Origin of the sequence: Vreelandella songnenensis, from assembly GCF_003002925.1 — a bacterium.
Taxonomy (GTDB): Bacteria; Pseudomonadota; Gammaproteobacteria; order Pseudomonadales; family Halomonadaceae; genus Vreelandella; species Vreelandella songnenensis.
Genome location: NZ_PVTK01000001.1, coordinates 576,403 through 597,600 on the forward strand (window position 1 = coordinate 576,403; position 21,198 = coordinate 597,600).

At 60.3% G+C, this 21,198-nt stretch carries 20 protein-coding genes and 1 riboswitch; of the genes, 8 read left to right on the forward strand and 12 right to left on the reverse strand.

Annotated features, from left to right (window positions below; genetic code table 11):
* Nucleotides 1-62 precede the first annotated feature (62 nt).
* Nucleotides 63-278: a DUF3820 family protein gene (locus B0H98_RS02535; RefSeq protein WP_106373483.1), complete on the forward strand. Its 216-nt coding sequence runs from the start codon at nucleotides 63-65 to the stop codon at nucleotides 276-278.
* Between the two features lies 1 nt (nucleotide 279).
* Here B0H98_RS02535 and B0H98_RS02540 read toward each other — a convergent pair whose 3' ends face one another.
* The 4 genes from B0H98_RS02540 to B0H98_RS02555 form a co-directional block, all read right to left on the reverse strand.
* A complete protein-coding gene (locus B0H98_RS02540) occupies nucleotides 280-621 on the reverse strand; it encodes a hypothetical protein (RefSeq protein ID WP_106373484.1) in 342 nt (113 codons plus the stop codon).
* 32 nt (nucleotides 622-653) lie between these two features.
* Nucleotides 654-1,160 carry a metallophosphoesterase family protein gene (locus B0H98_RS02545; RefSeq protein WP_106373485.1) on the reverse strand — a complete coding sequence of 169 codons (507 nt, stop codon included), beginning with the start codon at nucleotides 1,158-1,160 and terminating at the stop codon, nucleotides 654-656.
* Nucleotides 1,144-1,773: an SDR family oxidoreductase gene (locus tag B0H98_RS02550; RefSeq protein ID WP_106373486.1), complete on the reverse strand. Its 630-nt coding sequence runs from the start codon at nucleotides 1,771-1,773 to the stop codon at nucleotides 1,144-1,146. Before B0H98_RS02550 ends, B0H98_RS02545 begins: the two co-directional genes overlap by 17 nt.
* Before the next feature lie 126 nt (nucleotides 1,774-1,899).
* Nucleotides 1,900-2,514 carry a flavin reductase family protein gene (locus B0H98_RS02555; RefSeq protein WP_106373487.1) on the reverse strand — a complete coding sequence of 205 codons (615 nt, stop codon included), beginning with the start codon at nucleotides 2,512-2,514 and terminating at the stop codon, nucleotides 1,900-1,902.
* Nucleotides 2,515-2,594: 80 nt separating this feature from the next.
* Here B0H98_RS02555 and B0H98_RS02560 point away from each other — a divergent pair, with 80 nt between their 5' ends.
* Both B0H98_RS02560 and arfB read left to right on the forward strand, forming a co-directional pair.
* Nucleotides 2,595-3,542: a D-2-hydroxyacid dehydrogenase family protein gene (locus B0H98_RS02560; protein WP_106373488.1), complete on the forward strand. Its 948-nt coding sequence runs from the start codon at nucleotides 2,595-2,597 to the stop codon at nucleotides 3,540-3,542.
* A gap of 59 nt (nucleotides 3,543-3,601) precedes the next feature.
* Nucleotides 3,602-4,018 (forward strand): alternative ribosome rescue aminoacyl-tRNA hydrolase ArfB, encoded by a 417-nt coding sequence (gene arfB / locus B0H98_RS02565; RefSeq protein ID WP_106373489.1) that lies wholly within the window; start codon nucleotides 3,602-3,604, stop codon nucleotides 4,016-4,018.
* A gap of 5 nt (nucleotides 4,019-4,023) precedes the next feature.
* Here arfB and B0H98_RS02570 read toward each other — a convergent pair whose 3' ends face one another.
* The 5 genes from B0H98_RS02570 to B0H98_RS02590 form a co-directional block, all read right to left on the reverse strand.
* On the reverse strand, nucleotides 4,024-5,067 hold the full coding sequence (locus B0H98_RS02570) for a proline racemase family protein (RefSeq protein WP_106373490.1): 1,044 nt from the start codon (nucleotides 5,065-5,067) through the stop codon (nucleotides 4,024-4,026).
* On the reverse strand, nucleotides 5,064-6,239 hold the full coding sequence (locus B0H98_RS02575) for an alcohol dehydrogenase catalytic domain-containing protein (protein WP_106373491.1): 1,176 nt from the start codon (nucleotides 6,237-6,239) through the stop codon (nucleotides 5,064-5,066). The genes B0H98_RS02570 and B0H98_RS02575 overlap by 4 nt, the downstream gene beginning before the upstream one ends.
* A gap of 110 nt (nucleotides 6,240-6,349) precedes the next feature.
* A complete protein-coding gene (gene corA, locus B0H98_RS02580; RefSeq protein WP_106373492.1) occupies nucleotides 6,350-7,318 on the reverse strand; it encodes a magnesium/cobalt transporter CorA in 969 nt (322 codons plus the stop codon).
* Nucleotides 7,319-7,343: 25 nt separating this feature from the next.
* A complete protein-coding gene (locus B0H98_RS02585; protein ID WP_106373493.1) occupies nucleotides 7,344-8,747 on the reverse strand; it encodes a diguanylate cyclase domain-containing protein in 1,404 nt (467 codons plus the stop codon).
* Nucleotides 8,748-8,802: 55 nt separating this feature from the next.
* On the reverse strand, nucleotides 8,803-10,188 hold the full coding sequence (locus B0H98_RS02590) for a sodium:solute symporter family transporter (protein ID WP_106373494.1): 1,386 nt from the start codon (nucleotides 10,186-10,188) through the stop codon (nucleotides 8,803-8,805).
* A riboswitch (TPP riboswitch) is annotated at nucleotides 10,178-10,280 on the reverse strand. It overlaps the preceding gene by 11 nt.
* 310 nt (nucleotides 10,281-10,590) lie before the next feature.
* On the opposite strand from B0H98_RS02590, the gene B0H98_RS02595 reads away from it, so the two are divergent.
* A complete protein-coding gene (locus B0H98_RS02595; protein ID WP_106373870.1) occupies nucleotides 10,591-11,289 on the forward strand; it encodes a hypothetical protein in 699 nt (232 codons plus the stop codon).
* Nucleotides 11,290-11,339: 50 nt separating this feature from the next.
* Here the strand turns inward: B0H98_RS02595 and B0H98_RS02600 are convergent, their stop codons facing one another.
* Nucleotides 11,340-12,839, reverse strand: a complete 1,500-nt coding sequence (locus B0H98_RS02600; protein WP_106373495.1) for a CoA-acylating methylmalonate-semialdehyde dehydrogenase — start codon at nucleotides 12,837-12,839, stop codon at nucleotides 11,340-11,342.
* A 353-nt stretch (nucleotides 12,840-13,192) separates the two neighbouring features.
* On the opposite strand from B0H98_RS02600, the gene B0H98_RS02605 reads away from it, so the two are divergent.
* The gene (locus B0H98_RS02605; protein WP_106373496.1) at nucleotides 13,193-14,932 is read left to right on the forward strand and encodes a potassium/proton antiporter; all 1,740 of its coding nucleotides are present in this window, start codon (nucleotides 13,193-13,195) and stop codon (nucleotides 14,930-14,932) included.
* A gap of 51 nt (nucleotides 14,933-14,983) precedes the next feature.
* Here B0H98_RS02605 and B0H98_RS02610 read toward each other — a convergent pair whose 3' ends face one another.
* Nucleotides 14,984-15,691 carry a DUF3581 family protein gene (locus B0H98_RS02610; protein ID WP_106373497.1) on the reverse strand — a complete coding sequence of 236 codons (708 nt, stop codon included), beginning with the start codon at nucleotides 15,689-15,691 and terminating at the stop codon, nucleotides 14,984-14,986.
* A gap of 108 nt (nucleotides 15,692-15,799) precedes the next feature.
* Here B0H98_RS02610 and B0H98_RS02615 point away from each other — a divergent pair, with 108 nt between their 5' ends.
* Complete coding sequence (locus tag B0H98_RS02615) at nucleotides 15,800-18,754, forward strand: translocation/assembly module TamB domain-containing protein (RefSeq protein ID WP_106373498.1); 2,955 nt, start codon at nucleotides 15,800-15,802, stop codon at nucleotides 18,752-18,754.
* Nucleotides 18,755-18,763: 9 nt separating this feature from the next.
* Here B0H98_RS02615 and B0H98_RS02620 read toward each other — a convergent pair whose 3' ends face one another.
* Nucleotides 18,764-19,483, reverse strand: coding sequence for a trimeric intracellular cation channel family protein (locus tag B0H98_RS02620; protein WP_106373499.1), 720 nt, complete (start codon nucleotides 19,481-19,483; stop codon nucleotides 18,764-18,766).
* A gap of 139 nt (nucleotides 19,484-19,622) precedes the next feature.
* On the opposite strand from B0H98_RS02620, the gene B0H98_RS02625 reads away from it, so the two are divergent.
* Nucleotides 19,623-20,120 carry a nodulation efficiency, NfeD-like protein gene (locus B0H98_RS02625; RefSeq protein ID WP_106373500.1) on the forward strand — a complete coding sequence of 166 codons (498 nt, stop codon included), beginning with the start codon at nucleotides 19,623-19,625 and terminating at the stop codon, nucleotides 20,118-20,120.
* A 2-nt stretch (nucleotides 20,121-20,122) separates the two neighbouring features.
* Nucleotides 20,123-21,184 carry an SPFH domain-containing protein gene (locus B0H98_RS02630; RefSeq protein WP_106373501.1) on the forward strand — a complete coding sequence of 354 codons (1,062 nt, stop codon included), beginning with the start codon at nucleotides 20,123-20,125 and terminating at the stop codon, nucleotides 21,182-21,184.
* Nucleotides 21,185-21,198: the final 14 nt, after the last annotated feature.

Sequence of the window (21,198 nt, forward strand, 5' to 3'; positions counted from 1 at the left end):
TCTAACAAGATTACTGCTTTTCGGAAACCAGCATGATAGACAAGCGCAAAGGAAAGTGAGGCATGAGACCTGAAGATCTGGAAAAACTGGTTGTCCAAACAATGCCTTACGGTAAATACCAAGGCTGGCTGATTGCTGACCTGCCAGGGCCCTATCTCAACTGGTTTGCACGGGAAGGGTTCCCCTCCGGCGAGATTGGTCAACTGCTCCACCTGATGCACGAAATTGACCATAACGGGCTGAGCGCTCTTCTCGACCCGCTGCGCAAATCCTCGTGAGCTAACGCGAGGCAAGCGCCTGAGCGTATTCCGCACGGTAGGCGGCCGCGTGACGTGAAGGGTCATCGGGAAAGCGTCCAAGTGCCACCGCCAGCTCAAAAAAACCCGCTGCCGGTAGAGGCTCGCCGCGCCTGCTTACCACCAGTGCAGCCATCAACGGCTGACGAGACGCCGCGTCCTCGCGCATCAGTTGTTCAAGCGCTTGAGCCACCCGCTGAATCGTTCGCGGTGGGGTTAAATCAAGTCGCTGTGCGACCTGCTGATAGGTCATCGGCAAGGTGCTCTCGGGAGCAGTGGCCAAGAGTTGGCGAATGGCGTCGGCTAGCGGCACGGATGCGGGCATGAGGCCCTCCTACTGAATGGCGAACGGCTGGATTATATGGGTAGATGAAGGATGGCGCGCCTGATTCCCGCGTCTCCGAGCCACAGCTTGCCCACCGTAATGGGGAGCTTGAAACGGCGCTTGCCCGCCGCCCCGGGGTTGAACAGCAGTCTTTCGCCTTGCCATTCGTTGCGCGGCTTGTGGGAGTGGCCGTGAAGTATCACATCGCAAGGCGTGGCAGCGTCGAAATCTTCAAGACGGTGCACCAGGTGCAGCCGCCAACCGTTGACCGTCAGCGTTTGCGTCATGGGCAGCTCCTCGGCCCAAGGGGCGGTATCGATATTGCCCCTGACAGTGTAGAGCGGCGCGATGGCTGCCAGATGAGACAGCATTTCCTCATCCTCCGCCTTCTGCCCGACATCACCCAGGTGCAGAATCAGCCCGCACCCGCCAAGGCAGGTGAGGGCTTCTTCACGTAACAGGCCATGGGTATCGGCAATGATACCGACCGGCACCCCATCGGGCAGTACATGACTGGGCAGCTCAGGCGATGATGTCATCGATGGCGCGCTCGCCGTCCAGCAGGAGATACTCCTGATTGATGATGGCAGGATTCTGTAACGTGTAGAGCAGCGCGTGGGCAACGTTGGCCCGAGAGATCTGATTGTCCCCGGCCTCTTCAACGGAATCTGCTAAGCGCTGGCTGGCGGCGTCATCGGTCAGCCTACCAGGCTTCAGGATCACGTAGGGAACGCCGCTTTGACGCAGGTGCGCATCGGCGGCAAATTTGGCGGCCATGTAGGGGCGCATCTTTTCCGTGGCTTCCAACGGCTGCTCGGCGCGCATGGCGCTGACCATGATATAGCGCTTGAGGCCTTTGTGTTTGGCAATATCGGCTGTGCGAATGGCACCCAACAGGTCGATCATGAGGGTTTTATCAGGACCGGTGTGCGGGCCTGAACCGGCGGTAAATACCACGCTGTCGCAACCATCAAACGCATGCTCAAGCTCCCCTTCGAGATCGGCCACTACCGTCGGAATATGGCGCTCTTCAAACCATTTGGCCTGGCTTTGCTCGCGAATCATCGCCTTGACGGGTTCACCGGCCTGCTGGGCAAGTTCGCAGAACTGTTTGCCGATCTGTCCATTGGCACCTATCACTAATGTGGTCATCTTGCCTCCTTGTGAATGCTGCTCATCGTTCGACTGGCCTGTATGGCTACCCATCAATGAGTGCAGGCAGCGCGGGCATAAATCAACCCCGCAAAGAAATTTGCCCGCATCATGGCAACGTTCGTCTTACGCTGGCCGCTCAATGGCAAAGCGGTCGGTCGCACGCACATAGTCGCTTCCTGCCAGGCGGCCTACTGGGTTCAACACGTCGATATCCACATGGCGGCCATCCCATAAGTGGTCATCGATATGAATCGAGATAACCTGCGCCAGCACCAGGGTGCCCGCCAGCGGCTGGTCGCCAAAGCGGATCAGGTCATAAAGCCTGCAACCAAAGGCTACCGGCGCATCGGCAATTCGCGGCACGCAGACGCCGGGCATGACCGCTTTTTCAAGACCCGCCAAGGCAAACTCGTCTTCTCCCCGGGGCAAACTGGCACTGGTCGTGTTGAGCGCCTCCACCAGCGCTTCGCTGCCAACATGCACCACGCACTCGGGCAGCTCTTCAAGGTTGCGCACGGTATCCTTGGGTTGGGCATCGCCGTTGAGCAGCGGTGCGATGGCAAGCACTGGCGGGTTGACGCTTGCCACGTTGAAGAACGAAAACGGCGCCAGATTGGCATTGCCGCGCAGATCCTGTGTCGCCACCCAGGCGATGGGCCGGGGGCAGATGCTTCCCGAGAGCAGCCGGTAGATGACACCGGCGCTTAGCGGTGATTCCTCCAGAAGATAGTCGCTCATGTAGCGCTCCCTGTTTGCCGGTTGAGAAGGTAGTATCACTGTATAACGTGCCCACCCATGTTGCCCATAAGGAGCGGCTGATGAACATTGTCATTTCAGACGACTACCAGGATTGCGTCCGCCATCTGGCGGCGTTCGATCTACTCAAGGGTCACGATGTGACGATCTATAACGACACGCTGACCGACCTGGATGCCCTGGTGGCGCGCTTTCAGCCTGCCGAGGCGCTGGTGCTGATTCGTGAACGCACGCCCATTACCGCAGAACTTTTAGAACGCCTGCCCAACCTGAAGGTAATCAGCCAGACCGGCGGCGGTGCCGCGCATGTGGACCTCGACGCCTGTCGCCGCCGAGGCATTACCGTCATGACCGGCCGTGGGTCGCCCTACGCCGCAGCCGAGTTGACCTGGGGGTTGATTCTTTCGGCAATGCGTCACCTGCCGCAAGAAGTCGCCAACCTCAAGGCGGGCGGCTGGCAGCGCACACTCGGCACCGGGCTTAAAGGCCGAACGCTGGGCATTTTCGGCTACGGTAAAATCGGTAGCCTGGTCGCCCGTTACGGCAAGGCGTTTGAGATGGACGTGCTGGTCTGGGGGCGCGAAGGCACCCGTCAACGCGCCCTGGAAGACGGCCTGCGCGTGGCGCAGAGCCAGGAGGACCTGTTTCAAAGCGCCGATGTGCTCAGCCTGCATCTACGTTTGAATAGCGACACCCGGGGCATCGTCACGGCTGAGCACCTGGCCTTGATGAAACCCGAGGCGCTTCTGGTCAACACCAGCCGCGCCCCGCTGGTGGCTTCCGGCGCACTCTTCAACGCCCTCAAGGCGGGCCGGCCCGGTCGGGCGGCGGTGGATGTCTTCGAAGAGGAGCCTGCGCCTCACGATCCGTTGCTGACTCTGCCCAACTGTGTGGCAACGCCGCATCTGGGTTACGTGGAGCAGGATGGTTACGAGCTCTACTTTGGCGATGCCTTTACCAACCTGATCGCCTTCATCAACGGGGAACCGGTCGCAAGCCTTACCGCCTGAGGCGTCAGGGGAGCCGCCATGTGCTAGCCTATAAGCTCACGCGTAACATTGAGGACCGGATGCTCACTATTTCCAGCCATGTAGCCCTGGCAGATTGGGAAATCGACATCAGCCAGATTCGCGCTCAGGGCGCGGGTGGCCAGAACGTCAACAAGGTCGCTTCGGCGGTTCACCTGCGCTTTGACATTCAGCGCTCCACGCTTCCTGTGTTCTACAAGGAGCGCCTGATGACGCTCAACGATCAGCGCATCAGCAAGGAAGGCGTGGTGATCATCAAGGCGCAAAGCTACCGTACGCTGGAGCTTAACAAGGAAGATGCCCTGGCACGCCTCAAGGAGCTTATCGTCAGCGCCACCCGCCAGCAGAAGGTGCGCCGCCCGACGAAGCCGACCAAGGGTTCCCAGCGCCGCCGGGTCGATCACAAGACGCGCAAGGGCAAGATCAAGTCGCTGCGCGGCAAGGTCACCTCTTCCTAGACTGCTCAGGCGAGATGCCGATCGCTCAGGATAGGGTGCAGCTCGCCACAGGCCACCAGCGGGTCATCGCAGTTGATGACGATTTCAGATTGGGCCAGCACGTAGCTGCGCCCGGTAATGGTATTTTCCACCACCTGATAAGCGCCCTCCTGACGGATACCGGTACAGGTGCCGATAAATCCGGTTTCACGCAGTGATATCGTTTCAAGCTTGTCGCCCACGTTGAGGCGACCTTCGTAATTCATCAGTGCCAGCCGCGCCGAAGTGCCCGTTCCCGTGGTACTGCGGCAGATGACGCCCGGATGCACGTAAGTGGTCGAGCGCGAGCGCACGTAGCCTTCGGCCACCTGCTCTTCAGGCCCCATGAAATGCAGAAATGGCAAGGGCCCCACATCGCCCAGCGTATAGTGGGAAAAGCCGCGCCGGGCCTTGATGGCCTCGACGATCTTGTAGGCGCAGGCCGAAAGCGCCTGCTCTTCATCACGGGTCAGCTTGAACCCAAGTTCAGTGGCATCCACCAGCGCGTAGAACCCACCGCTGTAAGCTACCGAGTAGGTCACCTCACCAAACCCTGGCACATGAAGGGTATTGCGGTAGGTATCGATGTAGCTGGGCAGACCTTCACAGGTGACTGATTCAACCACGCCATTACGTACCCGCGCCTCGATCTGCACAAGCCCTGCCGGGGCTTCCAGGGCAAACCGCTGGACACCTTCCTGCTTGGCCACGATGCCGCACTCAAGCACGGCAGTCGCAGTGCACAGCGTGTTTGAGCCCGAATAGATCGGGTAACCCATCACTTCCATGATGATGTAACCCGCCGCCGCTTCCGGGTGCGTGGCGGGCACCAGCAGGTCAACCGACATTTCTGGAATGCCATAGGGCTCTTCAAGCAGCAGCCGGCGCAGGCCGTCGGCATCGTCGCGCAGGTACTCCATCTTTTGGCGCACCGTGGCACCCGGCAGCGCGTCGATGCCGCCGGTCACGATTCGGCTGACATCGCCACCGGCATGGGTATCCATCAATTGAAGGGTATGGATATGCTTCACGGGCGAGGCTCCTGTGCAAGGGCAAAGGCTGCGCCGTGGGCACCCCACTGGGCGTCCGGTACAATCACGATCTTGCCCAGAAAGTTGCTGCCCCGGTTGACGAAGTAGCGCTCGGCGGCGTGCAGCTCGGAAAGCTTGAAGGCGGCGTGCAGTACCGGCTTGAGCTCGCCACTGCGAATCCAGGCAATCAGCTGTTCAGCCTCTTCACGCGTGCCGTGGGAAACACCGAATATCTGCACCTGGTAGAGATAGATACGCGTCCACATGATTTCGCTGAGGTTGCCGCCGCTGGCGCCGGCAATGGAGAGCCGCGGGTAGGTCTGGCGTGCCTGCATGTCCACGATCATGGTATCGATGAACCGATCGGTCATCTCACCGCCTACCAGATCCATGACCGCATCAATGGGCAGGCCATGGGTGACCTCGAGCACACGATCAACAAGGCTTGGCAGATCGCCTCGGTCAATCACCGCCTCGGCACCCAGCGCAAGCAGGCCGTCAGTCTTGTCCGGCTGGCTGACCGCGTAAGGAATTGCCCCAATGATGCGGCACAGTTGAACAAGCGCGGTGCCCACGCCGCCGCTGGCGCCGCTGACCAGCACACGCTCCCCCGCCGCTACGCCGGCAGACGTCAGCATATGGTAGGCGGTCTGATACGAGCACATGCCCATGGCGGCAAGCTCCGCGTCACGCAGTTCGGGATTGGGTATCGCGTGAAACTGATCGGCGGGCACGGCAGTATATTCGGCATAGCCGCCGTCGGCGCCGTGGCCGTAGTAATCAGGGGTCAGGTTGATCGTACGCCGGTCGTCGGCGTAGATATTGAAATCGAGCAGACCACGTTCGCCGATGCGGGCGATCTCCACCCCCTTACCGACCGCCACCACGCGGCCAGCCACGTCTGCGCCTTGAATACGCGGGAACGTCAGTGTAGGCGCCTTGCCCATAGCGAAGGACGTTACTTCGCCCTTCTCTCTGGTCGGGTAAAGCCCTTCGCGGGCCTTGCGGTCGGTGTTGTTCTTTGCCGTGGCGGTGACCTGCACCAGCACTTCGCCCGGGCCGGGGGTGGGTGTCTTGACGTCTTCACGGTAGTGCAGCGTCTCGACATCGCCATGCCCGGTCAGCAGCATGGCGGCCATGGTGGCAGGAACGTCAAAAGCAGCATCGGCCATTGGCAGTCTCCTTGGTAAAGGAATGAAACCACTACCCGACCATAACAAACTCCCGGCGCGGCTCAAACGGCTAATCGCTTAAGCCCTGGCGCCCTGCCGCCTGCCTTTGCCTAGAACCAGCCCTTGCGCCGGAACAGCCAGATCAGCGCCGCGCCGATCCCGATCATGACGCCCCACACGAAGAAGTAGCCGTAGCGATAGCCAAGCTCGGGCATGTACTCGAAGTTCATGCCGTAGATACCCGCAATGAAGGTCAACGGCACGAAAATGGCGGTGATGACCGTCAATACCCGCATGGTGATGTTCAACTGGTGCGAGGAGATGGAGATGTAGCCATCCACCAGATCGCCGCAGATGTCGTAATACATCTGGGTCAGCGTATAGAGGCGCTCAAAGCGCTCGGCCACATCGGTAATCGCGTGCAGCGTCTCGCTGTCTTCTCTCGGCAGGTGGTTATAGTCGTAGGCCGTCAGTTCCTGGGTAATGCCCTTGTGATAGCTGAAGACGCGGCGCATCTTGACCAGCCGGGAACGGTAAGCGGTGATCTTGCGCATCAGTACGTCGTTGCCGTTATCCAACAGCTCGTCTTCCAGGTCGCTGAGCTCTTCCTCGAACTCCAGCAGACTGTCGATATAGTAGCCCGCCGAGGTGTACATCACTTTCAGCGCGACATGCTGGGGTGAATGCACAAGCAACGCACGGCCGCTTTCACCAAACAGCCGGTCAATACTCATGGCCACTCCTGCGTGCAGAGTCACGAGAAAACGCTCGCCAATAAAGAAGCACACCTGCTGGGGGACGAAGTTGAGCTTGGCATCGAAGGATGAAATGCCGCGATAGATGATCAGCGTATGATTTTCAAACTCTTCTATCTTGGGCGGATGGCGCTCTTTCTGGGCATCCTGAATGGCCATCGGGTGGCACTCGAAACCCTCGAGCAGCTGCTGCACGCGCTCGTCCGACTCCCCCTGCATATCGATCCAGATGTGGCTATCCGGCTCTACCTGCCACTGCTCGAACAGCTGTTCATTACCTTCCCGGATGCTTCCATCGGGCGTGGTCAGAATACTGCGAATCATAGTCGTCCCTGTTTAACGTAATAGGCTAGGCGATGCGCACCTGTGCCTTGCCGGCCCGTTTCGCTTCGTACATGGCAACGTCAGCGCGCTTGACCAGCTGCTGTGCCGTTTCAGGGGCATCGGGCAGGTACATGGCAACGCCGATGCTTGTGCTTATCGCAAGAGTCGCCTCCCCCATGGTCAGCGGCTGCTCTACCCGACGGATAATCTTTTGCGCCAGCGGCGTGATCGCCTCCGGCTCGACGCCTTCCAGAATCAACACGAACTCGTCGCCTGCCCAGCGGGCCACGAAGTCCGTCTCGCGCGCCGAGGCAGTCAAGCGCTTGGCCACTTCACGCAACAGTTCATCACCTACGCCGTGGCCGTAATTGTCGTTGACTCTCTTGAAGCCATCCAGATCCAGAAACAGCACCGCCAACGGCTTTTTCAAGCGCCGAGCGCGGGCCATGGCCTCGGGCAGCCGCTCATCAAGCGCACGGCGGTTGGCAAGCTTGGTGAGCACATCCTCACGGGCCTGCTGGTCGCGTAACCGCTCCAGCTGCTGACGCTCGCTGATATCGTGAATGAACAGACTGCGCCACTGACGGTCATGAAAAGCGAGCGACTTGCAGCGAACTTCAACGGGCAGTAGACCGCCATCTCGGCGGGTTGCCTGAGTAGTCACCGGCGCTTTTTCCGCGTCAGACGGCACCCCGTCAGGCAGCATCAGCGTACTGATGGGCTGGCCCAGCGCCTCATCGCGCGTCCAGCCAAACATGGTCGCTGCCGCCAGGTTCCAGTCCAGCACGCGGTTGTGGGCATCAATACTGGCATAGCCATCGTAGGCGGTTTCGATCACCAGCCTCAATTCGTGGGTGCGCTGCTCGATCTGCGCCTCGAGACTATGATGAAGCTTGCTCAGCGCCCGCTGGGAAGCCTCCTTCTCTTTCTGCTCACGAACCACACGCTCGCGCAGCTTAATCTCGTCGGTCACGATATCGGCCAGATCGAGCAGCGCCTTGAAGTCCATCTCACTCAGCTCCCGGGGCCGGGTATCTGTCACGCACAGTGTGCCCAGCACCAGCCCTTGAGAGTTCTTCAGCGGTATACCTGCATAAAAGCGTATCCCCTGAGATTCGGTCACCAACGGGTTCTGCGCAAAGCGACTATCCTTGCAAGCGTCCTCCACAATCAACGGCGCTGCCTCCATTACCGGATAGGCACAAAAGGCGATATCTCGAGGCACCTCACGCATACTCAGTCCCAGTCGCGCCTTGAACCACTGCCGTTTGGCATCCATCAAGGACACCGTGGCAACCGGCACGCTCAACAGCTTGGTCGCCAGCCGAGTGATACGATCAAATACCGGCTCATTCGGCGTATCGAGCAGCGCAAGCTCGTAAAGCGCTGCCAGGCGGGCCTTTTCGTTAGGCGGTATGGGACAACTCATTGAATATTCCACACTAGCGTCAGTTGGTTGTATTTATCATAGCGTTAAACCGTTTTTACTGCGTCATACGCTGGCGCCACCCCAATAAAGCAATCAAGAGGCTCATACCCGTAGAGGCCAGTAGTGCTCCCAAAAAAGGCCCCAGTGTGGGCACACTATCAGGAAAGCTTGCGGCAACCACCCCGGCGACCGGGCCGCCGTAAGCCACCCAGCCCGGAGCAATGGCACCCAACAGCCCCGCCAGACCACCCGCAACGGCAGCCAGAGGCGTCATGCGCGACCACAGGCCAAGCAGCACCGGCACGACCGTTGCGGCGCACAACAAATCGGCTATCAGGAAAAGCCGCAGCACCGATAATCCCTGCAAGGCGATTGCCACGACCGGCACCATTAGCGCTACGGTGATCCACCGCGCCCGGGCAATGGAAGCCCCCGCCTCAGCGCGGCGTGAAGAGAGCAGTGAGGCAATACCGCTTTGCAGCGTATCCACACTCGAGGCCACCAGCGTGACGGCCAGCACTAGCGCTACTACGCCAATCCAGGCCGGGGCACGGTTCAGCAGGGCGAAAAACGGCATGGGCGGCTCACCCAGGCCAACCCCGCTGGCGGCCGCCAGCATCCCCAGGCTGCCAATCAGCATGATGACGATCACAGTGACAACGCCACCAAGCCAGGCACCCTGGCCGAGGCTGCGATCATCGCGCGCCGCCCACACCCGCTGCCAATACCCCTGATGGAACAAGTTGGCCGCGGTAACGGCAATGACCAGCGTGAGCGCCACGCTTAGCGCGCTGAAGGCGGGCACCGATGGCAGCGCCGACGGCTCGGGCAGCGCGGGCAGGTATGCAAGCGTTACTCCAACCACAGCCATCAGCAGTGTCAGCAGCAGCCACGCCTGCCAACGGTCGGTGGCAAGGCTTGCCCGCAGCCCGCCGCGTACCGTGTAAAGCAGTGTGGTCAGCGTCACGCCGATAATGACCCAGCCAGGCGGCACATCGGATAGCAGCGCAGTAATCGCGCCGATGGCGGTCAGCTCAGCGGCCAGAAAGCACCCCATGTAGGCCACCGACACCAAGGTGACCCAGCGGCGCACGCCACGCCCGTAACAGGCCTCGGCAAACTCTGCGATGCTGCGCCCTTCGGGCAGCGCTCGGCGAATCACAGGCCCGTAAAGCCCCAATACCACCAGCGGCAGCGCAGAGCCCAGGGCGTAGCCAGCCAGCGCCACCGGGCCTATAAAGGCACCAATCTCGGGCGGCGCGAATAAAATCCATGCGCCCATGCCGGACGCCACGAACGAAAGCCCCAGCGAGGTGCCGGTTTGTGAGTTGCGCGCGGTCACGTAGTCATCCAGCGACCCGGTGCGCCCGCGGGCTCTCAAGCCCAGAAAAGCAAAACAGCAAAGCGCCGCGCCCAGCACGGCTGACGTCAGGTATGGCATGTCGCACTTCCTCCGCCGGTACTAACCGGATCAGGTTCCAGGGTCTGCAGGCTGCATTCTCAGCCACATGCGTGGCTCCCCTGGCGACAGTTAATCGGGCATGTATCCTGAGTCAAAAATCTCAGGTCGTCAAAACCTTGGCGCAACGAGGCCGCTAACGACCAACCGGCCAGGTGTTGAACGTACGGTGAAACGATGCGTCAAATAAACCAACGGAAACCGGCTTACTTCAGCTATCCATTACTCAGCACCTTGCATAAACTAATAAAAGTTTGCAGCGTCAATACAATAGTGGCATCGGGCAAGTGAAAATCAGACCTTCAGGCGGCCACACTTTTCAGGCCAGACCAGAAGAGCCATGCCATGCATGCCATGAAAGTGGCTCACATAAAGGATATCGCCATGCCCTACACCGAAGCCAAGGAGCATACCCAAGGTCGGCTCAACGCACTCTTTGCCGACCCCTACCGCGCCTTTGAAAACGATGCCGAAGAGCGACAGCTGCATCTTCACGTGATGCTGTACATGCTGCTGGCGCGCCCCATGGCGCGCGGCAATGTAACGCTCAGGGTCATTCACGGCTGGGAAAACGGCGGCTTCGCGCCGGAGGATCTTCACCACGTCGACTACCCCCTGCATACGCTTGACGATTTCAAGCGCGCTGCCATCGACTTTGAACAGGCCGCCAAACACAACGCGCCGCTGCCTGCGGAAGACTCTGCCATTCTGGCCACGCCGCTTGCCGACGCGATTGCCGACGCCCAGGCGGAAGGGCAGGAGTTGACCGACGATATCCAGACCACGCCCGCGCGCTGGCCGGCTTTTGAAGGAGGGCTTGCGCTTTATACGCTGTTCAAGATGTACCACCGACTGGTGTACGGCGAGGATGATGCCTACCGCTGCTCCCAGTGCCAAACGCCGCACGGGCTGCGCGAGATTCATGAATTCCATCTCGAAGAGGGCGAGTTCGCGCTGCTGGTACCGTTAAGTAAAGAAGAGGACATGAAGGCGTCGCCTTCGCTGCTGGTACTGCACGAAAGCCAGCTTCAGCCGCTTGAAACGCTGCTGGAAGAGAGTGTCAGCCTGCTGAGAGATTTCTAACCGGCGTGAAAGGGTCAGCCACCCAGAACCCTGGGCAGCTGACCTGCGCCCTAGCTCAACGAAATGGTGCTGTTGATACCGCTGGACACGTTTTCCGGCTCGAACCAGCGGGCGGTGACCGTCTTGGTCTGGGTCCAGAATGCAATGGCTTGCTTGCCGTTGGGCCCCAGATCACCCAGCTTGGAGCCGCGCGAGCCGGTAAAGCTGAAATACGCCACCGGCACCGGAATCGGCACATTGATGCCCACCTGCCCCACATCAATATCGGTTTCGAACCGGCGCGCTACCCAGCCCGAGTTGGTAAAGATCGACGTACCGTTACCGTTGGGGTTTTCATTGATAAAGGCAATCGCCTCATCCAGCGTCTCGACATTGACCACGCACAGCACCGGGCCGAATATCTCTTCACGGTAGATCGTCATGTCCGCACGCACATCGGTAAACAGCGTAGGACCAACGAAATTGCCCTCTGGATAGCCTTCGACGTGGCAATGACGTCCATCCACCTTGAGCGTGGCCCCCTCTTTCTCGCCGGCATCGATCAGACGCACAACGCGGTCTCTTGCCGAAGGCGACACCAGCGGCCCCAGGTCCGCATCTTCCTGGGTGCCGGGCCCCACTTTCATGTTACGCGCGCCTTCTACAATATCGTCGATCCACTGACGCGCCTCGCCCACCAGCACCACTACCGAGTTGGCCATGCAGCGCTGCCCGGCGGCACCAAAGGCTGAACCAAGCAGGTTATTGATCGCCTGGCTGCGGTTGGCATCGGGCATCACCACGAAGTGATTCTTTGCGCCCATCATCGCCTGCATACGTTTGCCCGCGGCGGCGGCACGCTTATACAGAAGTGACCCGACATGGCTCGAGCCGATAAACGATAGCGCCTTGATGGTGGGGTGGTCAGCAATCTGGTTGGCGACCTCCGGCCCGCCGTGAACCACATTCAGTACACCGGCCGGTACGCCCGCCTCATGGGCCAGCTCGACCAGGCGCATGGTCGAGCTCGGGTCCTGTTCAGAGGGTTTGAGCACGAAGGTATTGCCCGTGGCAATCGCCAGCGGAAACATGAAGCAGGGCAACATGATGGGAAAGTTGAACGCAGTAATGCCCGCCCCCACGCCCAGCGGCTGATGCAAGGTGTAAACATCCACCTCGCTTGCCGCGTTCTCGGCCACCTCACCCAGTTGAAGCGAGGTAATCGAACAAGCGTGCTCAACGACCTCAAGGCCGCGGCCAACCTCGCCTCTAGCGTCCGGCAACGTCTTGCCATGCTCTTCGGTAATCAGTGCGGCCAGCTCCTCGGTGTTGTCCCGAATCAGCGCTTGCAGCTTGAGCATGATGCGCATGCGCTTACCCTGCGGCACCTTGCGCCACTCCTTGAAAGCCTGCTGAGCGCTGGCGATGGCGCGCTCCACTTCCTCAGGGGTACAAAAGGGCACTCGGGCCACCACTGCCTGGGTAGCCGGATTGACCACGTCACGCCACTCCTGGCTCTGGGAAGTGACGGCTTGACCATCAATGATCATGGGAATTTCGCGAACGGCCATTACGCTGCTCCTGTCGATGACTGTGCTTGTTATTGGATCGTGATCGATAACGTCGTGAAGGCGTCAACAGGGTATATCAGCTAGTTGACGTAAACGTCAATTAGCGATTCAGGGCAATGGGCATAGCGCCTTGAGGCGATTCATAAAACAAGCGAGCGACGTTCTTAACAGCTTGACCTGCCTTACCAATAGAGGATTATGGCTGGAATAACAGAGGAGATGACACTTGGTCTTATCAGCTATCAACACGCACTAGCACGACAGCACGCATTATTATCAAGACAGATAGCGGCGGCACGACACCACGCTTTTATCGGGCGCCTCCCTGTATCGAATCACGGTAGGAAACGTACATGTTTCAGGTGGATCAACTTATTTTACTGGCAGCCATCCTGCTGCTGATCGGAATTGTTTCGAGCAAGCTCTCGGCGCGGCTGGGCATGCCGGTGCTGGTACTTTTCATGGGCACCGGCATGCTGGCCGGCGAAGCCGGTATCGGCGGCATCGACTTCGACAACCCCATTCTGGCTCACGCACTGGGCACCATGGCGCTGGCCATGATTCTGTTCGACGGTGGCCTGCAGACGCCAACGTCCTCGATTCGCATGGTCTGGAAACCGGCCTCGCTACTGGCCACGCTCGGAGTGCTGACTACGTCGATGATTACCGGCGTGGCGGCGGCGTATATTCTCGACCTGCCGCTGCTCAATGGCCTGCTGCTTGGCGCCATCGTTGGCTCGACCGATGCCGCCGCAGTGTTTTCGCTGCTGCGCAATGCCGGTATTCATATCAACCGGCGGCTCAAGGCGACCCTTGAGATAGAGAGTGCCTCGAACGACCCCATGGCGATATTTCTGACCATCGGTCTTCTGGAAGTACTGGTCAACGACATGCCGCTCGGGGCAGGACTCTTGAAGCTCTTTATCCTGCAGATTGGCGTGGGCGGGGCGGTGGGCCTGCTGGTCGGCTGGTCGTCGGTTCAACTGATCAACCGTATCCAGCTGGTAACCTCGGGACTTTATCCCGTCATGGTGGCCGCCTGCGGCCTGTTTGCCTTTGGCGTGGCTGCCAACCTGGGCGGTAGCGGGTTTCTGGCCATCTTCGTGGCCGGCGTGATGATCGGCAACCGCCCTATCGCCTTTCAGCGCAGCACCTTTCTGTTTCACGATGGCCTGGCGTGGATGAGCCAGATCGTCATGTTCGTGGTGCTGGGTCTGCTGATCAATCCTGTATCGCTACTGGACGTATGGCGTGAGGGGCTTGCGATCGCCGCGATTCTGGTGCTGGTAGCGCGTCCGGTGGCCGTGGTGCCGATTCTCAAGCTGTTCGGATTCAACCTGCGCGAAACCAGCCTTGTCGCCTGGGTCGGCCTGCGCGGTTCGGTGCCTATCATTCTGGCCATCTTCCCGCTGATCTTTGGCCTTGAAGGCGCCGAGCTTCTGTTTAACGTGGTGTTCTTCGTGGTGCTGATCTCGGCCACGCTGCAGGGCACCACGTTGCCCTACGTGGCACGCAAGCTGGGGCTGACCGAACCGCCGCCGGAGCTGCCTGCGGCCAGTCTGGAAATTACCGCCCTTGAGGACGTCGATGCCGATATCGTGGAATACCGGTTAGGCGACGGCGCTCGCGCTGCCAACCAGCGCCTTTCGCAGATTGCCCTGCCCGATGGCACCGTAATCGCCATGGTCACGCGCGGCAAGGAAGTGATTCCACCTAGGGGCTCTACCGTACTGCTGCCGGGCGATCATCTGTTCGTGGTGCTGCGCCCGGATACACGCCCGTTTGTCGACTGCGTGTTTGCCGAAAGTGAAGCGCACGCAGGTCGCGACTTTCCAGACAGAAAGCTGTACCTGAAAGGCAACACCTGTGTAGGTGAAGTGCGCCACTCCTACGGGGTGGCATTGGATAACGACATGAGCCTTACCCTGGATGCGCTTTTACAAGACCGACTAGGCGATGGCCTGAGCGAAGGCGATACGTTATCGGTAGGTAACGTGAGGCTATCGGTCGAGGGAGTACTGGATGGACGTATCACAACGGCGGGGCTTGCGGTCATACAACCGGCCTACTCTCAGGAGACAGTCCTGACCTAGCCAAAACCAGGCGGCCACGCGTAGGGGCGTGGCCACTTGAGGGGTTGAGTATCAGGCGGCTTCGTAGGCCGCTTTCAGGCGGTAAAACTCATCCACGATGGCAGCCATTTCGGCCGAATCGTAGTGACAAAGGCCACTGACCACCAGCTTCTTGGAGCCAACCCCCACGGCGTTCCCCGCGGACTCGATCGAGAACTCCAGCAAGGCATCGGCGCGCTTGCCCTGCACGTCAAGCGACGAACGGGTCAGGGCAAGATCCGGGGTAAAGCCATCCAGCCGCTCAAGGGAGAACCCCATGCTGTCATAGATAACCAGCGGGCGTTTCGGGTTGAACATCACGCCGTGCTCTTCCATCAGCGGCTTTAAATAGTGGGGAAAGTTCTTGCCGGAAAACGCCACGTAGCAACGCGCAAAGGCTTCGACAGCATCGGCGTCGTGGGTCGTTTCACCACTGCGCACCACCTGCAGGTAGCACTTGCCGCTCTCGTCGCATACATGAAGTTCGCCATTATCTGCTTCGCTAAAGCACAACGGCGTGTCAGCACTTACCATATTGGTGAAGCGAAATTCCATTTGCCGCGACAGCCCGAACTTCACCAGTATCAGCGTGAATAGCAAGTCACCAGGCACGCAGAAGCGCCGCGCATCCGGATTATGAATCGGGTTGTAATCGCCGGCCACGCCTTTGGCGAAACGGCTGGCCTGCTCTGCGGAGATGACCACGTACTCTCCGCGCTGCGCGTAAAAATCCTTGAACATGGCGTTTGCTGCCTGCCTAGCGTTGAAATCGAAAACCCATAACTGCCCAACGTCGCGCATAATGCCATAAAACACGCGCCAACAGGAGTCATCGGCCAGGAAGCGAGTATGCCAGACACGAATATCGCTAAAAAACGCTTGTCGCGCCTTGCGTTAGCTACGTTGATCAGCGTGGCGCTCATCATAACGGTTTGGCTGATTGGCAGCTACTGGCTACTCAACAGCCAGTGGCTGCCCAAGCGGATTTCGCAGTTTGAGGGCATTGAAATCCGCTGGAGCCAAGGTTCAAGCCGCCACCCCGGCCGCTGGGAGTTGGAGAACCTATACCTTGCCCGAGAAGACGAGACGCTCCCCATCAGCATCGAAGCCGAACGCGCCACGCTGAGCCTGTCGCTTCTGTCACTGCTGCGCGGCGAGCTTTTTATCAATGCGCTGGATGCCGAGGGTATCCGCCGTTTTACGGTGGGCGATATTGCCCTTGAAGCCCAGGGGGCGCTGCACGTAGCCGATACCGCACTTGGCCGCGAGCGCCTGGCCGTGCCGGAGATGACGCTGGCCATTACTCAAGGGCGCCTGGTACGCCTGAGCGATCAGACCACCCTGGTCAACGCCATCGATCTCACTGCCTCCGCTTCGCTTGATGAAGTCACGCCCACCGACCCCGCTACCGGCGAGCTGAACCCGGAACTGCTGGCGGCACTTTCGGCCTCCCTTGATATCCATGCCCAGGCCGACGCCTGGGACGTGTTCATGCCCTACCTGGATGCCCTGCCCTGGCTCTTCCTCAATGGCCGGGGCGAACTGACGGGCAATATCGAGCTTCGCGAAGGCACGCTTGAAGAACAAAGCCGCCTGACCCTGAACGCGCCGGAACTGCGCCTGACGCTGGATGAGCGCCAACTTCAGGCTTCCACACACCCGCCTGCCTGGATCATTGCCGACGAGCCGCCGCCTCGCCACACCGCCACTGGCCAGGGCAGCGTCGCGCTGAGCGTAAAGGATGGCCGGCTTGGCTTTGCCACCCAGCTTACCGAGGTGACCTTGGCCGATACTCGACCCTACGCGCTGGATACCGCGCTGCGCCTGACCAGTGACATCACCAATCAGCGCCTTGACCGGCTGGAGTCACCTGCCGATGCCGAGCTGACGCTGGAGGGCAATATCACCCGGCTGGACATGCTGGACCGCTACCTGGCCGAGACGCTCGAAGGTCAGGGTATCCGACTGTCGGGCAGTGGCCGGATAGACGCTGAGGTGAGCGTGCGCGACACCCAGGCGCATAGCGGCCATCTGTGGGTCGAGGCCGAGGCCCTCGCGGCCAGAGCGCTTGATTTCCGGGTCGAAGGTAACGGCACCCTGGAGGCCAAACTTGCCGCAGCGGATACCCTGACCGCCACGCTGGATTTTACTCAGGCTACGCTTACTCACCATGAACGCACCCTGCTTGACGGCGCCGCCCTTGAGGTAAACCTGCAAAGCCCCATCGACCCGGCACGTGCCCGTGAGCTCGCCACGGCCACGCTTGACTGGCACGCCGCCCGCCTGCCGGATATCCGGGTGCTGCAACCCTATCTCAACGCCTACCTGCCTGACCCGGCACCGCTTGAGCTGATCAGGGGTCAGGCGCAAAGTCACGGCGCGCTGAGTATCAATCACGCGCATCTGAGTGGCGATATTCATCTGTCGGGTAACGGGCTGACCACGCGCTGGCAGCGTAGCGATGAGGATACGACCCTGACCAGCGACATGCAGCTTGCGCTCAGGCTCAACCAGGCTGCCCTCGACGGCACTTCGCTTGATATCAGCGGAAGCCGCCTGCGTTGGCAGGTGGCTGAAAATAGTCAGGCTGGCGAGCGACTGGAAAGCATTTTGGCCATTCGCGAAGCGCGCTTTGCGCGGGCGAACGACGTGCCCAGCGGGCAGTTCCGCCTTGAGGGCAGCGTGCAGCGCCTGGGGTTTCTCAACGCCTTTTTACCCGATGCCCATGGGCTTGCACTTTCAGGTAACGGGCAGCTGTTTGCCCAGGGCGCGTTTCGCGATAAACGCTTGCTGGCACCTACCCGGCTGCGCATCGACGCCAACCAGCTTGAAGTGGCATTTCTGGATTACCTGGCCACCGGGCGCGGCGAGCTGACCGCCCAGATCGACAGCGCCGAACAGGCGCGGCTGTCGCTCGGCATTCCGCAATTTGCCTTGCAGCGCCAGGGCGATGACCGGCCCCACGTCGAAGGGCGCCACTTTGCGCTGACCACCCAGACAGAACAGTTGAGTGAGGTACTGGAATCCCCGGCGCCGGAATATTTCGTCACGCGCATCGCCCTGCCGATCACCGAAGTGCCGGACTTTACCCGCTACAACCGCTACCTGCCCGAGAGCGCGGGCATAACACTGCTGGGTGGCCAGGCAAGCCTTGCCAGTGAATGGCTGCTCGACGGCATGAACGCACAAGGCACGCTTTCGCTACGTGCTTACGGTGCGGATATGGCGCTGCTCGACCAGCGTCTACGCGGCGACCTGCATCTCTCCTTGAACCTGACCGAAGGTGACCTTGAAACGCGCCGCTTTACCGCCGACGACTCTTTTCTGCGTCTGGAAAACATCATCCGACCGGACGACGGCCCTTCGGCGGATGCCGGCTGGTGGGTACAGCTCTCCATGAACCAGGCCAGGCTTGACTGGGCAGACCCGATTCGCCTGGAAAGCCAGATAGGCCTTGATATGCGCGATACGGGGCTGCTGGCGCGGCTGTTTCTTGCCCGCGCGCGAGAAACAGAGTGGCTTGGGCGCCTGCTCAGCGTGCGCGGTATCAGCGGCACGGCGGCTCTGGTCATCAACGGCGATCGGGTAAGCCTGCGGGGGCTACGCCTTGATGGCGGGCCCTTGACCCTGCTTTCGGATATCACGCTGACGGAGAAAAGCGCCAGCGGCGCGCTCTATGCCCGCCTGGGGGCACTTGGGATAGCGGTCGAGCTTGAGGAGAACCAGCCGGACCTGCACCTGTTGCAGCCCCGCCGCTGGTTTGAGCGCTGGCGTCAGGCCCGGCTGCCTGCACTCGATGATTGACCGCCTTCGCTAGCGCTTTGTCTTGCCCTTCTCGCGGCGAATCATGCGCACCCGCTCCTTGGCCTTTTGTGGCGTAGAGAGCGGGGTCGCGGTATCCGACTCCTTGGGCGGAATGGTTACCCAGGCAAACACCGGCAGTGCCAGCTGCCAGTGGATGGCCGCCAGACGAAGCCCCAGCGTTACCACCAGGGCCACGCCGATACTGACGTATAAGGGGGCACTCAAGGCTTGAAGTGCCACGTAGGCGATTCCGCCGGCCATGGCCGCCGTGGCATAGATCTCCTCGCGCAGTACCATGGGCACCCGCTGGGCCAGCATATCGCGAATCATCCCACCGGCAACGCCGGTCATCATGCCCATCAGTACCGCGACCACGCCGGAGGTGCCCAGCAGCAGCGCCTTATGGGTACCAATGACCGTGAACAGCGCCAGGCCAAACGCATCGGCAATGGGCAGAAACCCGCGTGAAAGACGGTGAATGTAGTGAAACCCCACCAGCGAAACGCCTACCGTGGCCAGAATGACCCACAGGTAGCTCGGGTCGCTGATCCAGAACACGGGGCGTATGCCCAGCACCAGATCGCGCAGCGTACCACCGCCGATACCGGTGACCGAAGCCAGCACCAGCATGCCAAAGGGGTCCATCCTGGAGCGGCACGCCAGAATAACGCCGGACAGCGCAAAAACGATTACCCCCGCCATGTCCAGCCAGTAGACCACACCCGTCACGCGGCTCTCCTTTGTAGACTATTTTCAAAGGGTCATTCTAATCCAATAACCCTTGAAGCAGGGGGAATGCCTTGCAAATGAAGCAGACTTAACCCAGCGCTTGAGGTAGGCTGCTGTTACCGCTTTTAAAGGAGGCGCTATGGACTGGAATCCCGCTTATACCTGGCTGGTGCTCGCCCTGCTGCTGAGCCTTGCAGAACTGACCTCGGGCGCCATGGTACTGCTGGCGCTAGGCATTGCAGCGGCCTTGACCGCCGCCGTGACCGCGCTTGGATTGTCGCTACCCTGGCAGCTTCTGAGCATGGGCCTTTTTACCGGCGTGCTGGTGCCTTTAGGCATCTGGGTCATTCGTCCGCGTTTTTCTCCTCGCGGCGTTGCCTACGGCACCACCGGCACCGGGGTGGAGAAAGGCAAACGCTACACTACCCTGCGGCGTGATTACGATGACGCCACCGGCATCAAGGTCAACGGCGACTTCTACCGCCTGCGCGTCGTGGATAGCGGCGCCACCGAGCTTCCACCGCATACCCCCGTCATCTTTCAGCGTTTTGAAGGCACCACGGCGCTGGTGGTACTGCCAGAACAGGCGCCCATCGACGCTTCACCGGATACGACCACACCACGCAAGGAGCCCTAATCATGGATCTACCCGTTAGCCCCGGCCTGTTGATCAGCCTTATCATTGTCGTGATCGGCATACTGATCATTTCCAAGGGACTGGTGATCGTGCGCCAATCCGAGGTCATGGTGGTCGAACGCCTTGGCTCGTTCAACCGCGTGCTCGAAAGCGGCATCAATATCATCGTGCCGTTTATCGAGCAGCCTCGCGCCATCACCATGCTGCGCTATCGCAAGATGGGCGAAGAGTACCAGGCGATCACCACCGACGAAATTCGCATCGACCGGCGTGAAACGGTGATGGATTTCCCCGGCCAGCCGGTGGTCACCACCGACAACGTGACCGTGCGCATCAACGGCGCACTCTACTACCAGATCATCGACCCCAAACGCGCCGTGTACGAAGTCGTCAACATGAGCCAGGCGGTGGAAGTACTCGCCAAGACGACGCTGCGCTCGGTCGTCGGCAAGATGGAGCTCGACAAGCTGTTTGAATCCCGCGCTGAGGTCAACAACGAGATTCAGGCGGCGATGGAAGAGCCCGCCTCCAAGTGGGGTGTAAAGATCTCCCGGGTCGAGGTACAGGATATCGCCATGCCCGAAGAGGTGGAGACCGCCATGCGCCTGCAGATGGCTGCCGAGCGTAAGCGCCGCGCCACCGTCACCGAAGCCGAGGGTGAAAAATCTGCGGCAATCGCCATGGCCCAGGGCCAGCGCGAATCGTCCATCCTCAACGCCCAGGGCGATAAAGAGTCGGCTATTCTGCGCGCCCAGGGCGAACAGGAGTCCATCAAGCTGGTGCTTAACGCGATAGGCGACAGCGAAGAGAACAAGCGTACCGTGGTCGGCTACCTGCTGGGCCAGAGCTATATCAAGGGCTTGCCCAATATGGCCAAGGATGGCGAGCGGGTATTCGTGCCTTACGAGTCCTCTGCCCTGCTCGGTTCGATGGGCATGTTCCGCGAACTAGCGGGTTCACCGGAAGATGCCGTGGGGGAGCACCTTAAACAGCGTAGCGGTAATGCCAGCCCCTCCAACAGCTTTCGCAGTGGCGTAGTAGGCGGTGGCATCAGCGGGAGCTAATTCTCCATGTTGCA

What these genes read in the sequence shown, in the direction of transcription:
- B0H98_RS02535 (WP_106373483.1), top strand. Translation starts at nt 63, where the DNA reads ATGAGACCTGAAGATCTGGAAAAACTGGTTGTCCAAACAATGCCTTAC.
- B0H98_RS02540 (WP_106373484.1), bottom strand. Translation starts at nt 621, where the DNA reads ATGCCCGCATCCGTGCCGCTAGCCGACGCCATTCGCCAACTCTTGGCC.
- B0H98_RS02545 (WP_106373485.1), bottom strand. Translation starts at nt 1,160, where the DNA reads ATGACATCATCGCCTGAGCTGCCCAGTCATGTACTGCCCGATGGGGTG.
- B0H98_RS02550 (WP_106373486.1), bottom strand. Translation starts at nt 1,773, where the DNA reads ATGACCACATTAGTGATAGGTGCCAATGGACAGATCGGCAAACAGTTC.
- B0H98_RS02555 (WP_106373487.1), bottom strand. Translation starts at nt 2,514, where the DNA reads ATGAGCGACTATCTTCTGGAGGAATCACCGCTAAGCGCCGGTGTCATC.
- B0H98_RS02560 (WP_106373488.1), top strand. Translation starts at nt 2,595, where the DNA reads ATGAACATTGTCATTTCAGACGACTACCAGGATTGCGTCCGCCATCTG.
- arfB (WP_106373489.1), top strand. Translation starts at nt 3,602, where the DNA reads ATGCTCACTATTTCCAGCCATGTAGCCCTGGCAGATTGGGAAATCGAC.
- B0H98_RS02575 (WP_106373491.1), bottom strand. Translation starts at nt 6,239, where the DNA reads ATGGCCGATGCTGCTTTTGACGTTCCTGCCACCATGGCCGCCATGCTG.
- corA (WP_106373492.1), bottom strand. Translation starts at nt 7,318, where the DNA reads ATGATTCGCAGTATTCTGACCACGCCCGATGGAAGCATCCGGGAAGGT.
- B0H98_RS02585 (WP_106373493.1), bottom strand. Translation starts at nt 8,747, where the DNA reads ATGAGTTGTCCCATACCGCCTAACGAAAAGGCCCGCCTGGCAGCGCTT.
- B0H98_RS02590 (WP_106373494.1), bottom strand. Translation starts at nt 10,188, where the DNA reads ATGCCATACCTGACGTCAGCCGTGCTGGGCGCGGCGCTTTGCTGTTTT.
- B0H98_RS02595 (WP_106373870.1), top strand. Translation starts at nt 10,591, where the DNA reads ATGCCCTACACCGAAGCCAAGGAGCATACCCAAGGTCGGCTCAACGCA.
- B0H98_RS02600 (WP_106373495.1), bottom strand. Translation starts at nt 12,839, where the DNA reads ATGGCCGTTCGCGAAATTCCCATGATCATTGATGGTCAAGCCGTCACT.
- B0H98_RS02605 (WP_106373496.1), top strand. Translation starts at nt 13,193, where the DNA reads ATGTTTCAGGTGGATCAACTTATTTTACTGGCAGCCATCCTGCTGCTG.
- B0H98_RS02610 (WP_106373497.1), bottom strand. Translation starts at nt 15,691, where the DNA reads ATGTTCAAGGATTTTTACGCGCAGCGCGGAGAGTACGTGGTCATCTCC.
- B0H98_RS02615 (WP_106373498.1), top strand. Translation starts at nt 15,800, where the DNA reads ATGCCAGACACGAATATCGCTAAAAAACGCTTGTCGCGCCTTGCGTTA.
- B0H98_RS02625 (WP_106373500.1), top strand. Translation starts at nt 19,623, where the DNA reads ATGGACTGGAATCCCGCTTATACCTGGCTGGTGCTCGCCCTGCTGCTG.
- B0H98_RS02630 (WP_106373501.1), top strand. Translation starts at nt 20,123, where the DNA reads ATGGATCTACCCGTTAGCCCCGGCCTGTTGATCAGCCTTATCATTGTC.